Raw genomic sequence first — 13,809 nt, 5'->3', positions numbered from 1 at the left:
GAGTTATATCTTAAAAATATTTAATCTGCATAACAAATGAGGAAGCGTAATGGGTAAAATAGTTTTGCTAGGAGATAGGTATACGGTATCGCTTTTTAAAACAATGGGAGCTGAGGGGAAAACTGTAGAGGACCCTTTCATCCTAGAAAAGGAGATCGATAGCATAAAAAAGAGAGACGACGTTGATCTAGTGTTGATCACGAGGGACATTTACGAGCCTGTCAGGGAGAAGATAGATTCTATAGTATCAACGCTTACTAAACCACTGATCACGGTCATTCCGTCGCCTTTCTCTGAATCTAAACCTATAGACGTAAAGAAGATGGTTTTAAAGGCTTTGGGTTTCGGGTGATCTCATGGTTTCAATCGAGGAATTGATGGGAAAAGTGATAGACTCGGAGATAGAGGTCATAAAGAGCGAGCTTAACAAGGCTCTTGAAGAGGCCTTAAAGCTTGTGAGGGAAACAAGAGATAGAGTGGAGAGAGATTACACCGTGAAGCTTAACGAAATGGTCACAAAGGCTAAGGAAGAGGTGGAGGGAGAGAAAGCTAGGTTAGACATTGAGGTTAAAAGGGCTATTCTGAGCGAGAAGAATTATTGGCTTGACAAGGTCTATGAAGGAGCCCTTAACTCTCTAAGTAAAGTTAAGTCCTCTCAGGGATACAGGAGTGGTATAGAGGAGGTTCTAAGGAGAGAAGTCAGAGACGGTTCAGTGATACTCTGCTCTCCTGATGAAGTGGAGCAAGTTAAGAGAGTAGTGAAGAGCCTTAAGGTAAGGGCCGAGGTCAAAGCCGATCAGAAGATCATTGGTGGAATTAAAATTGAGTACACCGACTTAGGACTAACTAGGGATTATTCCCTTAATCTGATATTAGATCAAGTTTTTGAGTCTTTAAAACCAAAGATAGCTGAGATTCTATTCGGTGAGATGTGATGGCAGTAGGAAAAGTCGCAAGGGTTAACGGCCCTCTAGTTGTGGCAGAAGGGATGAAGGACGCGCAGATGTTTGAGGTAGTAGAGGTAGGTGAACCTAAACTGGTGGGCGAAATAACAAGGATCGAAGGGGATAGAGCTTACATTCAGGTTTATGAGGACACAAGCGGGATAAGACCTGGGGAACCTGTTTATGGAAGCGGGGCACCCCTTTCAGTCGAACTGGGGCCAGGACTCTTAGGGCAACTTTTTGACGGCTTGTTAAGGCCTTTAGGGGAGATTAAGGAGATAACTAAGTCTCCATTCATTAAGAGAGGAATAAAGCTCCCCACCCTAAACAGACAGAAAAAGTGGCATTTCGTTCCAAAAGTGAAGAAAGGGGATACGATAGAAAACGGTGATGTACTAGGTGTCGTTCAGGAGACTGGGTTAGTCGAGCATAGAATACTTGTCCCGCCTTACATTCACGGAAAGGTCAAGGAAATAGTAGCTGAAGGTGAATATACCGTTGAAGACAACGTAGCTATAATAGATATGAAAGGAGATGAAGTCCCTGTAAAGATGATGCAGAAGTGGCCTGTGAGAGTCCCTAGGCCTTTCAAGGAGAAATTGGATCCTAGGGAACCTTTGCTTACTGGAGTGAGAATTTTAGACACTATATTCCCCATGGCTAAGGGGGGTACAGCTGCTATACCTGGACCTTTCGGCAGCGGTAAGACGGTCACTCTTCAAAGTCTATCAAAGTGGAGTGAAGCTAAGATAGTCATTTACGTAGGATGCGGAGAAAGAGGAAACGAGATGACGGACGAACTGAGGAGCTTCCCCAAGCTAAAGGATCCATGGACCGGTAGACCACTATTGGAAAGGACGGTCTTAGTCGCGAACACCAGTAACATGCCTGTGGCAGCTAGGGAGGCTAGCATCTATGTGGGAGTCACTCTGGCTGAGTACTTTAGAGACCAGGGATATGACGTGCTGACGGTAGCGGACTCGACCTCAAGGTGGGCTGAGGCCCTCAGAGATCTGGGAGGGAGAATGGAAGAGATGCCAGCCGAAGAGGGGTTCCCAAGTTATCTGTCTTCCAGGATAGCCGAATACTACGAAAGAGCGGGTAGGGTAAGAACTCTTGGAAATCCTGATAGATATGGATCTGTAACTTTAGCTTCTGCCGTATCTCCTCCAGGCGGCGACTTCACAGAACCTGTAACTAGCACCACACTTAGGTTCGTAAGAGTCTTCTGGCCTTTGGACGTTTCTTTGGCACAGGCGAGGCACTACCCAGCTGTAAACTGGCTTCAAGGTTTCTCATCTTATGTAGACCTCGTCTCAGACTGGTGGATCAAGAACGTCGATCCAGATTGGAAGACAATGAGAGACTTCATGGTGAGAACTCTCTTGAGGGAGGACGAGCTTAAACAGATCGTAAGGTTAGTAGGTCCGGAATCCCTTGCGGAAAAGGATAAGCTAGCGCTGGAAGTTGCCAGACTCATCAAAGAGGCTTTCTTAAAACAGAACGCTTACGATGACATTGACGCTTTCTCATCTCCTCAAAAGCAGGCTAAGATAATGAAACTTATTTATCATTACAACCAATACGCTACTACCGCCATTGAGAGGGGAGTGCAAGTTAGGAAACTAGTTGAAAAGATCACTGTAGTTCCTGACATAATTAGATCGAAGGCAACAATTAAGAACAACGAACTTGAGAAGTATGACGAATTAGAGAGCAAATTAAAAGCTCAGTTTGATGAAATCCTTAAGGAGGTTGGTGCGTAATGGGATCATCCATGAATGTTAGGGAGTACTCCAACATCTCTATGATAAAGGGTCCACTTGTAATGGTACAAGGCGTTTCTGACTCTGCTTATAACGAACTGGTAGAGGTGGAGTTAGCAAATGGAGAAAAGCGAAGGGGTATTGTAGTAGACTCTCAGAAAGGTATTTCAGTAGTCCAGGTGTTTGAAGGAACTAGGGGTATTTCTCCTGTAGGGACCACGGTTAGGTTCCTCGGTAGGGGACTGGAGGTAAAGATCTCGGAAGAGATGCTGGGGAGAATATTTAACCCCTTAGGGGATCCGCTAGATAACGGGCCAATGGTCATTAAAGGGGAGAGGCGTGACATTAATGGAGAGCCGATAAACCCAGCTACAAGGGATTACCCCGAGGAGTTCATACAAACGGGTATTTCCGCCATAGATGGGCTGAACTCACTTTTAAGAGGACAGAAGCTCCCTATCTTTAGCGGGAGTGGTCTTCCTGCTAACGCTTTAGCCGCTCAGATAGCCAAACAAGCTACTGTCAGAGGAGAGGAAAGCAACTTCGCGGTCGTGTTCGGAGCAATAGGCGTTAGATACGACGAGGCGTTGTTCTTCAGGAAGTTCTTTGAGGAGACGGGAGCAATAAATAGGGTTGCACTAATTATGAGCTTAGCCAACGAACCTCCGGTTATGAAGACTTTGACTCCGAAGACGGCCTTAACTCTAGCCGAGTATCTAGCCTTTGAGCAGGATATGCACGTGTTGGCTATACTTATTGACATGACTAACTATTGTGAGGCGCTTAGGGAGATCAGCGCGTCTAAGGAGGAAGTCCCTGGAAGAGGAGGATACCCAGGCTATATGTACACAGACCTTGCTCAGACTTATGAGAGGGCTGGTAAAGTGGTAGGAAAGAAAGGTTCAATAACTCAGATGCCTATACTAACCATGCCCAACGATGACATAACTCATCCCATACCTGATTTAACTGGATACATCACAGAGGGTCAAATAACCTTGGACAGGAATCTGTACAACAAGGGAATCTATCCCCCTATCAACGTTCTCATGAGCTTATCCAGGCTAGCTAAGGACGGAATAGGAGAAGGGAAGACTAGGGACGACCATAAGGACGTCTCAAATCAGTTATTCGCATCTTATGCTAAAGCTGTCGACACTAGAGGATTGGCCGCAATAATAGGTGAGGACAGCCTATCAGAGACGGACAGGAAGTACTTGATGTTTGGAGACTTGTTTGAGAGAAAGTTCGTAAGTCAGGGAATTAACGAGAACAGAGACATAGAGACCACCTTAGATATCGGTTGGGAAATACTTTCCGTACTTCCAGAGAGGGAGCTAACAAACATAAAGATGGATTACATCAAGAAATACCATCCAGCCTATCGTGGTAAGAAATGAGCTCAAGGAAGGTACTCCCAACTAAGATTAACCTAATCAGCATGAGGAATCAGCTCAAGCTAATTAGGGTCATAAAGAGACTCTTAGAGAACAAGCGGGAGGTCCTCCTCATATACTTGAGAACTTACGTGAACGAATACGAAAAGATCTACAATGAGGTGAATGAGGCCTTAAGGGGAGTGTATGACAGTTATCTAAAGGCAGTAGTTGACGAGGGTATCTCTAACATAGAGATGATAGCGAGTTCTCAAGTCAGTTCCCTTCAGTTGAGAAGTTCTACGAAAGTGATATTCGGCGTTAAGATCCCTGTCACTGAGATAGATGAGAGCACTATTCCACCTAAGCCATTTAGCGAAGTTGAGATCTCTCCTCACCTTTCTGAGGCCTTTGATAATATGAAGGCTACGTTGGTCAAGGTTATCAAACTAGTGGAGTTGGAATCAACTATTAGGTCCCTCGTAGCTGAGCTGAGGAAGACCCAGAGATTAATAAACGCTATTGATACGTCAATATTACCGTTTTATAACAGTTCAGTAAAGTACATCAGGTCCATATTAAATGACAGGAGCAGGGAGGAATTCGTTAGACTTAAAGTTACAAGGAGAATTCTACAGAGGAGGAGAGAAAGTGGACGCTAATCCCTTCATTTCCATGTTGAAGAAAAAACTTGATGATAAAACTTCAGAGATTCAAGACAGATTAAGCAAGGAATATTCATTGATATTGGACTTAAAAAGGAAATCTATAGAGGAAGTGAGGAGAAAGGCTTTAAAGGAACTGCCAAAGTAAACACTGGTGAGTTTAACATGAAATATTTAGAGAGAATGAAATATGTGGTGCTTGTGCTACCACTTCTGTTAACTTCTGTAGTTTTTGGTCAATCTCCATCAGATACGGCTCAAGGCTTTTCAGGTATAAATATAGGTGCGGGCCTTGCTGTAGGGTTAGCCGCTATAGGAGCGGGAATGGCTGTGGGGATGGCTGCTGCGGCTGGTATTGGAGTGCTAACGGAGAGAAGAGACATGTTTGGTACAGTGCTGATCTTCGTTGCTATAGGTGAGGGAATAGCGGTTTATGGAATCCTGTTCGCTGTACTTATGCTATTCGGTAAATTTTAGGAACCCTAAAGCTTTTAGTTAAAGTTTTTTTGATTTCCACCATGAAGATCTCAAGGGATAAGTGGTCCTCCAATTTTAGTGAATGGTTCGATTGGGTTATATCAGAGGCAGAGATATATGATTATGGCAGGTACCCAATTAAGGGTGCTGGAGTGTGGATGCCATACGGGTTCAAAATCAGACATAACGTCATCTCCCTAATAAGGAAACTTTTGGACGAGACAGGTCACGAGGAGATCCTGTTTCCTCTTCTGATACCTGAGGAGTTATTAAAGAAAGAGTCAGAGCACATAAGGGGATTCGAAAAGGAGGTGTTCTGGGTAACTCAAGGGGGAGAGGAAAAATTAGAGACTAGGTTTGCGCTAAGACCAACTTCAGAGGTAGCCATAACATTGATGGAATCGCTTTGGATCAGGGGTTACTCCCAGTTACCTAGAAAATTTTATCAGATAGTAAGTGTGTTCAGATACGAAACTAAGGCTACAAGACCCTTAATTAGAGTTAGGGAGCTCACAACCTTTAAGGAAGCGCATACAATTCACGAGACTTATGAGGATGCGGCTAAGCAGGTTAAAGAGGCTGTTGAGATCTACAGTAAGTTCTTTGACATCCTCGGTATACCATATCTGATTTCAAAGAGGCCCGATTGGGATAAGTTCGCTGGGGCCGAGTACACAATAGCTTTAGACACTCTTATGCCTGATGGTAGGGCGCTACAAATAGGGACAGCCCATCATTTAGGTCAGCACTTCACTAAGGCCATGGACTACAAGATCCAGAGAGCTGATGGGACCCTAACATACCCTCATCAGACTAGTTATGGTATTTCGGATAGGGTAATCGCTACCGTTATCTCTATAAATGGAGACGATCACGGTCCGGTCCTATCTCCCGTTATAGCTCCTATTGAAGCCGTGATAATACCTATACCAGGCAAAAGTGAAGAAGACACTAAGAAGGTGTTCAGTTACGCTGAGGAAGTCAGATCAACGCTGGCCTCCAACGGTATAAGAGCAGTTATGGATAGCTCAGAGGACAAGACCCCCGGAGAGAAGTTCTACATATGGGAGTTGAAGGGAGTACCAATTAGAGTTGAAACGGGGGTTAGGGAGATGAACTCTGGATCGGTGTACCTTAAGAGGAGGGATACCCTTGAGGGCAAGGTAGTGAAGAGAGAGGACCTAGTGAAGGAGCTCAAGAACATGGAAAAAACGATAGAGGAGGATATGAGGAGGAGAGCAAAGGACTGGTTTGAGGAGAGGATCAAAAGCTTCGACTCTCTTCCAGACGCTAAAAGGTTCCTAGAGAACAGGGGAGGTATAGCTGAGGTTCCTTGGTGTGGATCAGAGGCGTGTGGCCTAAAAATAGAGGAGGAAGTACAGGCTAGAGTCTTAGGTACTCCACTCGAATCAAGGCCTAGAGGCAACTGCGTAGTGTGCGGAAGACAATCGACTACCACGTTGCGGATAGCAAAAACTTATTAGAGGTAACGTGGAGAAAAAGGTAGGTGCCAAAGTATTGCCTAAGAAAAGGGAAAATAGAGGCAGAAGAAAGGGAGATAAAGGTCACGTAGGTTACGTAATGTGTGATAACTGTGGAGCTAGGGTACCAGAGGATAAGGCAGTGTGTGTAACTAGAACTTACAGTCCTGTAGACGCCTCTCTAGCTAACGAATTAGAAAAGAAGGGAGCCATAATCACTCGTTATCCCGTGACGAAGTGTTACTGTGTTAACTGTGCAGTTCACTTCGGTTTGATTAAAATAAGAGCTGAGAACGAGAGGAAATCTAAAACTAGGCTTTTCTAAAGCACGCTAGAGAACCTAAGTTTTTAACTTGATTCAACTTTAGTTAATTTATGAGGCTGTATGCCCTTTCATTTGAAGAAATTGAGAGGTTCTTCTACAAGTTAGCTGAACTAAGAGATAGCGTTAAGGACGAAGGTCTTATGAGTTACGTTCCGGAGATTAGCGTAGTTTCTGGAACAGTTCAAGGAAGCACTAGGGTAAAGCATGCCTTTCCCATATTCCAAAAGGGAGGAGTGGTAATGGATGTGACTAACGTTGAGCAAGCTGGGATTGCGGAGGACGCTGGAGCAGTGTCTGTAATGGTTCTAGATAAGCTTCCTTATGACGTAAGGAAGGCCGGGGGAGTCGCGAGGATGGCAGATCCAAAGGTAATTGAAGAAGTTATGAATTCCATAACGCTTCCAGTTATGGCCAAAGTTAGAATAGGTCACGTTTATGAGGCAAAGGTACTTGAGGCCCTCGGTGTAGATATGATAGATGAGAGTGAGGTGCTCACTCCTGCAGATGAGGAACATCACATAAACAAGTGGGAGTTTAGAGTTCCCTTTGTGAACGGAGCTAGGAACCTTGGTGAGGCGCTCAGAAGGATCTCGGAAGGAGCTTCCATGATAAGAACAAAAGGCGAACCAGGAACTGGAAACGTTAGTGAGGCTGTGAAGCACATCAAGATAGTAAACCAAGAGTTGAGGAACCTGCTTTCAATGGCTGAGGAGGATAGAGTGAAGAAGTCTAGAGAGCTACAAGTTCCGTACGAGTTGGTCGAGTTAACGGTAAAGTACTCCAGATTACCTGTCGTTAACTTTGCTGCAGGTGGGATAGCTACCCCAGCTGACGCAGCCCTTATGATGTGGTTAGGTACTGACGGGATATTTGTAGGGTCTGGAATATTCAAGAGTGAGGACCCCCTGGAGAGGGCTAAGGCAGTCGTCTTAGCTACAGCAAATTGGGAGGATCCGGAAGTGGTTTTGGAGGCGCAAAAGATGATAAGCGAACGTAAAGCTATGATGGGTGTAGACATCAAGACGTTGAAGCCTGAGGAACTCATGCAGGTGAGAGGTTTATGAAAATAGGTGTGTTAGCGTATCAAGGAAGTTTTGAGGAGCACGCTCTGCAAGTGAGGAGAGTTCTTCAAAAGATTGGTAAGGGAGAAGTGATACAGGTGAAGAAACCAAAGGACCTAGATGTAGACGGAATAATTATTCCTGGTGGTGAGAGCACTACTATAGGGCAAGTTGCCCAAAAGATGGGTCTCCTAGATCCTCTGAAAGAGAAAATAAGCCAAGGTCTCCCAGTTCTTGGGACTTGCGCTGGGGCGATAATGCTATCTAAAGAGGTCAGAGATGCTAAGATAGGGAAGAAGGACCAACCTTTAATCGGAGTGATGGATGCCTCAATTATCAGAAATTTTTACGGTAGGCAAAGAGAAAGCTTCGAGGCTACGATAAACCTAGAGGAGATAGAGGGAGGACATCAGAGATTCGTATTTATCAGGGCACCCGCTATCTTAAAGGTGTGGGGTAAGGCTAAAGCTCTAGCCTCGCTGAACGATGTGATTGTTATGGCTCAGGAGGATCAAATCATAACGACCACCTTTCATCCCGAACTATCAGGTACGACTATAGTTCACGAGTATTTCTTAGAGGCTGTGAAGAGATAGAGTTTTATTTTTTTATACATACTGTAAAACGTACGTGGGGAATTAGCTTTTGAGTGAGTTATTGCTTGATAAGAGCTCGTTGCTCCAAGGCATTACTAGATACATAGAAAGGAACTTGATTAATGGAACGTTTCTAATACATAGGGCTTTGCTTAATCAACTTGAAGAGGAGTCCAGACAGGGGCTAGTCACAAGCGATATAGCCTTGGAGGAGATAAATAGGTTAAAACAGCTCTCGGAGAGGTACCTCTTCGCTGTGGAGCTGGTAGGCAAAGAGGGAGGAGACGTAGACAGAGAGTTAAGGAACTACTGTATGGAAAGAGGTTGTACTTTGCTTACCGCGGACGAGTTACAGAAGAAAATGAGCGATCTACTAGGTATAAATACTCGTTATCTTGAGCCTCTTTCCGAACCCTTGTCAATAGAGAAGTTCTTTGACGGGGACACGATGAGTGTTCACCTCAAGGAGGACACTCAGCCCAAAGCTAAAAGAGGTAGGCCAGGCGATTGGGAGTTCGTCGTGCTTAACGACTCACCCATGCCAGGTAGCGAGGTAAAGAAAATTGTCTCAGAGATATTGAACTCAATTCGTTGGACTAAGGGCTCTTTCATAGAGATAGAAAGGAAAGGTTCAACTATAGTTCAGCTTAGCAATTACAGGATAGTTATAACTAGGCCTCCACTCTCTGATGGTTGGGAGATAACGGCTACAAGACCTGTGGCGAGGAAGACGCTTGAGGATTACGGTTTGAACTCAGACCTGGTTCAAAGATTAGAACAGAGGGCAGAGGGGATACTGATAGCAGGATCTCCAGGTATGGGGAAGACCACTTTCGCTCAGGCGCTAGCCGAATACTATATGAAGAAGGGTAAGATAGTTAAGACCATCGAATCCCCTAGAGATATGCATTTACCTCCTGACATAACTCAATACTCTAAGAATTACGCTGAGATAGGTGAGCTTCATGACATTCTCCTATTAAGTAGGCCTGATTACACAGTTTACGATGAGATGAGGAACGATGAGGACTTCAGGCTTTACATAGACTTGAGACTAGGGGGAATAGGAATGATAGGTGTGGTACACGCTACCACTGCAATAGATGCAATTCACAGGTTCTTAAATAGAGTGGATCTTGGGACAGTTCCTGGAATATTAGACACTGTCATATTCATAAATAAGGGTACAGTGGAGAAGGTCTACAGTCTGGAAATGACGGTTAAGGTACCGGAAGGGCTAAGAGAGGCAGATCTAGCCAGACCCGTGGTTCAAATCAAGGACTTCCTCAACGATAAAGTGGAGTATGAGGTATACGTGTTCGGAGAGCAGACGATGATAGTCCCAGTAAGTAGGTTGAACGTAAATACAATGGAAAACAGGATAACTAAAGCCATATCCGGAGTTATACCAGACGCTGTGGTGAAAAAGGAGAACGGAGAATATGTAGTTGAGATCCCCAGGGAGGTTATACCGAATTTTAACAGGAAGGTGAACACAAAGTTACGAAAGTTGGAAAAGAAGCACGGAATAAAGATCAGGATAAGGCTAATGGATAAGGAAACCTAAATGAAGGAATCTAAAGTCTTACTGAACTTGGACTCGACGTACCTCACCAGTTCGTCTAGCTTTAACCCTCTCTCTATTACCTCTTCAGATACAACATAGTTTCCACCTTCAGTTCGTCTGATCTCTTTAACTGGGACGAACTTCAAGATCTTAGGTTCCTTTATGGCCAGGAAGAGCTCTCCTCCACTTCTCCTTGAAAACTCCAATATACCTTCCATCTGCTCTTTGGTAACATACACGTTCTTTCTGTCTTTCCTGCTCTTTACTTCTATGAGCAGGATAACTCCACCTTTGAGGGCAATTAAATCAGGTGCTGGATCCTTCCTCTTGCTTCCGCTTGCAGGGGATCTTATCACGGCGAATCCATTTTCTCTCAAGAGTGATAAAATATACCTCTCTACGTTTGATCCCTTGTTTTTATTCACATGATACAAAAAGTCGTGGAATATAAAAAGAGTTCTAAGACTTAGGCCTTCCTCTCTCTATGATCTCTTTCAGTCTTCTTCCTATCTCCTCTTCCTTGCTTTTATCCATATCCTCCATACCCTTCTTAAGGACGGGACTTCCTCTTCCGTATTCCTCTATCCACTCCTCCGCGAACTTCCCTGATCTGACCCTTTCAGCAGCTTCCCTAATCCTTTGCCTGGTCTCCTCGTTTATTACCTTCTTTCCTACTGTAAATCCACCGTATTTAGCTGTGTCAGATACTGACCTCAGCATTCCCATGAAACCCTTGTCGTAAACTAGGTCGACTATCATCTTCAATTCGTTGATAGTCTCAAAATAAGCTACTTCAGGCTGATAACCCATCTCTACTAGGGTCTCAAAGGCAGCCTTCATTAACTCCATCACTCCTCCAACCAGTATAGTTTGCTCCCCAATTAGGTCAGTTTCAGTTTCCTCTTTAAACGTGGTCTCTATGGCCCCTGCTCTAGTCCCCCCTAGCGCTTTTGCTATAGCTAAAGCCTTCTCTAACGCCTTATTAGAGTGATTTTGATGCACTGCTACTAGAACTGGGACACCACCTCCCTTTACGTAGAACTCCCTAACTATAGGTCCCGGGCCTTTAGGTGCGACCATGTATACGTCAACGTTGTTAGGAGGTTCTATTAGTCTATAGTGTATGTTGAACCCGTGGGCAAAAACAAGGTCCATTCTTTCTCTGAGATACGGTTGAACCTTCTCCCTATATACGACCCTCTGAGCCATATCTGGTACTAAGAAAATTATCACATCGGCCTCCTTTACTGCATCCTCAGTTCTCTTGGGATTAAAACCGTCCTGCTTTGCCTGTTCCCAACTTTTGCCTTCCCTCTCTAACCCGACAGTAACGTTAAGCCCTGAGTCCCTCAGGTTGAGCGCCCAGGCCCTTCCTTGACTTCCATAGCCTAGAATAGCTATTCTTTTTCCTTTCATAGCATCTAGACTAGTTTCTTTCTCAGTGTAGATCTTTGCTATACGACTCACCCCAACTGTAACCAACTATCTTAGAGTATACGGGTACATAAACTATCATATTATCGTTATTAGGCTCTTTAGAAATTTCCCCTTTATTGTTGAACGAATACAGGACCGTCTTACCTTCCTCTAGAACTTCAACTCTCTCCACGTCCACCGTCTTACTCAAGTTCACAATAGCTAGGTTAGTGTTCTTACCTTCTTTAACTTCCATGTAGACTTCATATAGTCCTTCATCGTTGACTCTCCTAGCGTTGATCCACTCTATATCGACCCAGAGTTTCCTTAATACGCCAATTATACGCTCGAGGAAACCTGGATCTCTGTAATATCCTATAACTCTAAGTAGCCTTCCTTGGGTCACGTACTATCACCTGTTTAAGTTTTCCTCCAGGAGGTAGAGTTGGCAAAGCCAGCTCCTCCTTGTCTATCGGAACTCTGACGACTGTGGGAACGTTTTCCTTCATTGCGAGCTTTATAGATCTCTCTATCTCGTCGTAGCTCGTCGCATTGAATCCCAGCGCGCCGAAAGCCTCAGCGAACTTCACGAAGTCGGGAGATGGACCGTAGTCAACCCCAACGACCCTTCTGCTTTGGAAAAGGTCTTGGACTTGCCTTACCAAGCCTAAAGACCTGTTATCGAAGATAACTGAGATGACTGGTATGTGTTCATCAACCGCCGTAGCTAAGTTGTTAGCTGTCATAAGGAACGAGCCATCACCGTCTAAATCGACTACGACCTTATCAGGTCTAGCCATTTTAGCTCCCATCGCTGCAGGTAGGCCAAAGCCCATAGTACCCATACCGGTAGAGGACAAGAACGTTCTAGGCTCTAAAACCTCCCAGAACACTTCAGACCACATTTGATGCTGACCTACACCTGTAGTCACAATTGAATCTCTCGGAATCGAATTCCTTATTGTCTTGAGTATTTTCCACGGTTTAAGCTTACCATTCTCTTCGTGATAGTAGAACTGAGCATAATATTCCCTGAGCTCCTTTACCCTCTTAACCCATGCTGAGTTATCCTTTTTCTTGCCTATTTCCTTCACCGCACTTATTATCTCTCTCATTAGTGTTTTTGCATCGCCATATAACGGTACGTCAACTTTGAAAGCCCTTTCAGAGTCTGAAGGATCAATGTTTATCATGATGAACTTCTTTCTCGTCTCGATCATTTCATCGTATGAGGTGAAAGTCCTATCACTCAGTCTAGCTCCGACCACCAACATTGCGTCTGACTCGAGAGCTGCCATCGACGCCTCAGCTCTACCGTAGTATCCCATAGCTCCTAGGAAGAGAGGATGATCGTGCGGTATTGCAGACTTTCCGGGTAAGGTAGAAACCATCGGAACGGCCAATAGCTCAGATAACTCTAGAATCTCAGGAGTGGCGTTAGACCAAACCGCTCCAGTTCCGGCCAATATTATCGGTCTCTCGGCCTCAACTAAAATCTCAGCCGCCTTCTTTATCTTAACGGGGTCTATTATAGTCCTGAAGGGCTTGTATCCTCTCACCATAGGCTCCTCTGGCCATTTCACGTCATCTAATTTCTCGAGCTGTATGTCCCTGGGGATATCAACCACTACAGGCCCGGGCCTTCCGGTAGTGGCTATGTAAAAGGCGTTTTTAATCCATATAGGGATCTCGTATATGTTCTTTAACTGAACTACGTATTTGGCTGCATTAGCGAAAATACCAGGCGTATCGGCCTCCTGAAAGGCCATCTTTCCTATCACTGATCTAACGACTTGTCCAGTTATGGCTACAACGGGAGAACTGTCCCAGTAAGCAGTTACCATTCCTGTAACAAGGTTAGTTGCACCGGGTCCTGAGGTCGCAGTACAAACTCCAGGCTTCCCAGAGGCTCTTGCGAATCCATCTGCTGCATGTACTGCAGCCTGTTCGTGCCTCATCAATACGTGTCTAAGCTCTTCGTTCTGTAAATCTTCCAAGAACGCATCGTATAGAGGCATATTAGTCAGACCAGGTATCCCAAAAATTACCTTAACACCTTCTCTCTTTAGAGAATCGATTACTAATCTTGATCCAGTAGGCATTTCAAACCACCTTTAACGTAGTAAACCAAACAT

At 44.7% G+C, this 13,809-nt stretch carries 16 protein-coding genes; 12 read left to right on the top strand and 4 right to left on the bottom strand.

Features of this window, described 5'->3' with window-relative positions; translation table 11 throughout:
* Window positions 1-49 precede the first annotated feature (49 nt).
* The 12 genes from MCUP_RS01895 to MCUP_RS01840 are packed head-to-tail and all read left to right on the top strand — an operon-like array spanning window position 50 to window position 10,258.
* Window positions 50-352 carry a V-type ATP synthase subunit F gene (locus tag MCUP_RS01895; RefSeq protein WP_013736976.1) on the top strand — a complete coding sequence of 101 codons (303 nt, stop codon included), beginning with the start codon at window positions 50-52 and terminating at the stop codon, window positions 350-352.
* Window positions 353-356: 4 nt separating this feature from the next.
* On the top strand, window positions 357-935 hold the full coding sequence (locus MCUP_RS01890) for a V-type ATP synthase subunit E (RefSeq protein WP_013736975.1): 579 nt from the start codon (window positions 357-359) through the stop codon (window positions 933-935).
* The gene (locus MCUP_RS01885) at window positions 935-2,710 is read left to right on the top strand and encodes an ATP synthase subunit A (RefSeq protein ID WP_013736974.1); all 1,776 of its coding nucleotides are present in this window, start codon (window positions 935-937) and stop codon (window positions 2,708-2,710) included. The genes MCUP_RS01890 and MCUP_RS01885 overlap by 1 nt, the downstream gene beginning before the upstream one ends.
* A complete protein-coding gene (locus tag MCUP_RS01880; RefSeq protein ID WP_013736973.1) occupies window positions 2,710-4,110 on the top strand; it encodes a V-type ATP synthase subunit B in 1,401 nt (466 codons plus the stop codon). Before MCUP_RS01885 ends, MCUP_RS01880 begins: the two co-directional genes overlap by 1 nt.
* Window positions 4,107-4,748 (top strand): V-type ATP synthase subunit D, encoded by a 642-nt coding sequence (locus MCUP_RS01875; RefSeq protein ID WP_013736972.1) that lies wholly within the window; start codon window positions 4,107-4,109, stop codon window positions 4,746-4,748. The genes MCUP_RS01880 and MCUP_RS01875 overlap by 4 nt, the downstream gene beginning before the upstream one ends.
* A complete protein-coding gene (locus MCUP_RS10055) occupies window positions 4,738-4,899 on the top strand; it encodes a hypothetical protein (protein WP_013736971.1) in 162 nt (53 codons plus the stop codon). The genes MCUP_RS01875 and MCUP_RS10055 overlap by 11 nt, the downstream gene beginning before the upstream one ends.
* 17 nt (window positions 4,900-4,916) lie before the next feature.
* Window positions 4,917-5,228 carry an ATP synthase subunit C-like protein gene (locus MCUP_RS01865; RefSeq protein WP_013736970.1) on the top strand — a complete coding sequence of 104 codons (312 nt, stop codon included), beginning with the start codon at window positions 4,917-4,919 and terminating at the stop codon, window positions 5,226-5,228.
* 41 nt (window positions 5,229-5,269) lie between these two features.
* On the top strand, window positions 5,270-6,712 hold the full coding sequence (gene proS, locus MCUP_RS01860; protein WP_013736969.1) for a proline--tRNA ligase: 1,443 nt from the start codon (window positions 5,270-5,272) through the stop codon (window positions 6,710-6,712).
* 34 nt (window positions 6,713-6,746) lie between these two features.
* A complete protein-coding gene (locus tag MCUP_RS01855) occupies window positions 6,747-7,034 on the top strand; it encodes a 30S ribosomal protein S26e (RefSeq protein ID WP_048057695.1) in 288 nt (95 codons plus the stop codon).
* Between the two features lie 50 nt (window positions 7,035-7,084).
* The gene (pdxS, locus tag MCUP_RS01850; protein ID WP_013736967.1) at window positions 7,085-8,098 is read left to right on the top strand and encodes a pyridoxal 5'-phosphate synthase lyase subunit PdxS; all 1,014 of its coding nucleotides are present in this window, start codon (window positions 7,085-7,087) and stop codon (window positions 8,096-8,098) included.
* On the top strand, window positions 8,095-8,691 hold the full coding sequence (gene pdxT, locus MCUP_RS01845) for a pyridoxal 5'-phosphate synthase glutaminase subunit PdxT (RefSeq protein ID WP_013736966.1): 597 nt from the start codon (window positions 8,095-8,097) through the stop codon (window positions 8,689-8,691). Before pdxS ends, pdxT begins: the two co-directional genes overlap by 4 nt.
* A gap of 49 nt (window positions 8,692-8,740) precedes the next feature.
* Window positions 8,741-10,258, top strand: a complete 1,518-nt coding sequence (locus MCUP_RS01840) for a holliday junction branch migration ATPase PINA (RefSeq protein ID WP_048057387.1) — start codon at window positions 8,741-8,743, stop codon at window positions 10,256-10,258.
* Here MCUP_RS01840 and hjc read toward each other — a convergent pair.
* From hjc to MCUP_RS01820, 4 genes are read right to left on the bottom strand one after another with little or no spacing between them, the layout of a single operon-like run.
* On the bottom strand, window positions 10,255-10,683 hold the full coding sequence (gene hjc / locus MCUP_RS01835; RefSeq protein ID WP_013736964.1) for a Holliday junction resolvase Hjc: 429 nt from the start codon (window positions 10,681-10,683) through the stop codon (window positions 10,255-10,257). The two genes, MCUP_RS01840 and hjc, sit on opposite strands and share 4 nt — an antisense overlap.
* 34 nt (window positions 10,684-10,717) lie before the next feature.
* Entirely contained in the window at window positions 10,718-11,725 is a 1,008-nt protein-coding gene (gene ilvC, locus MCUP_RS01830) for a ketol-acid reductoisomerase (RefSeq protein WP_013736963.1), read from the bottom strand.
* The gene (locus tag MCUP_RS01825; protein WP_013736962.1) at window positions 11,697-12,080 is read right to left on the bottom strand and encodes an ACT domain-containing protein; all 384 of its coding nucleotides are present in this window, start codon (window positions 12,078-12,080) and stop codon (window positions 11,697-11,699) included. The genes ilvC and MCUP_RS01825 overlap by 29 nt, the downstream gene beginning before the upstream one ends.
* Window positions 12,058-13,776, bottom strand: coding sequence for an acetolactate synthase large subunit (locus MCUP_RS01820; RefSeq protein WP_013736961.1), 1,719 nt, complete (start codon window positions 13,774-13,776; stop codon window positions 12,058-12,060). The genes MCUP_RS01825 and MCUP_RS01820 overlap by 23 nt, the downstream gene beginning before the upstream one ends.
* Window positions 13,777-13,809 lie beyond the last annotated feature (33 nt).

It is taken from the genome of Metallosphaera cuprina Ar-4 (assembly GCF_000204925.1).
Lineage (GTDB): Archaea > Thermoproteota > Thermoprotei_A > Sulfolobales > Sulfolobaceae > Metallosphaera > Metallosphaera cuprina.
Note: the sequence above shows the minus strand (reverse complement) of the source record. Positions and strands in the feature narration are given on the sequence as shown.

Excerpts from the sequence above, each read along its gene's own strand:
- pdxS (WP_013736967.1), top strand. The coding sequence starts at position 7,085 with ATGAGGCTGTATGCCCTTTCATTTGAAGAAATTGAGAGGTTCTTCTAC.
- MCUP_RS01865 (WP_013736970.1), top strand. The coding sequence starts at position 4,917 with ATGAAATATTTAGAGAGAATGAAATATGTGGTGCTTGTGCTACCACTT.
- MCUP_RS01890 (WP_013736975.1), top strand. The coding sequence starts at position 357 with ATGGTTTCAATCGAGGAATTGATGGGAAAAGTGATAGACTCGGAGATA.
- pdxT (WP_013736966.1), top strand. The coding sequence starts at position 8,095 with ATGAAAATAGGTGTGTTAGCGTATCAAGGAAGTTTTGAGGAGCACGCT.
- MCUP_RS01895 (WP_013736976.1), top strand. The coding sequence starts at position 50 with ATGGGTAAAATAGTTTTGCTAGGAGATAGGTATACGGTATCGCTTTTT.
- MCUP_RS01820 (WP_013736961.1), bottom strand. The coding sequence starts at position 13,776 with ATGCCTACTGGATCAAGATTAGTAATCGATTCTCTAAAGAGAGAAGGT.
- MCUP_RS01880 (WP_013736973.1), top strand. The coding sequence starts at position 2,710 with ATGGGATCATCCATGAATGTTAGGGAGTACTCCAACATCTCTATGATA.
- MCUP_RS01885 (WP_013736974.1), top strand. The coding sequence starts at position 935 with ATGGCAGTAGGAAAAGTCGCAAGGGTTAACGGCCCTCTAGTTGTGGCA.
- proS (WP_013736969.1), top strand. The coding sequence starts at position 5,270 with ATGAAGATCTCAAGGGATAAGTGGTCCTCCAATTTTAGTGAATGGTTC.
- MCUP_RS01875 (WP_013736972.1), top strand. The coding sequence starts at position 4,107 with ATGAGCTCAAGGAAGGTACTCCCAACTAAGATTAACCTAATCAGCATG.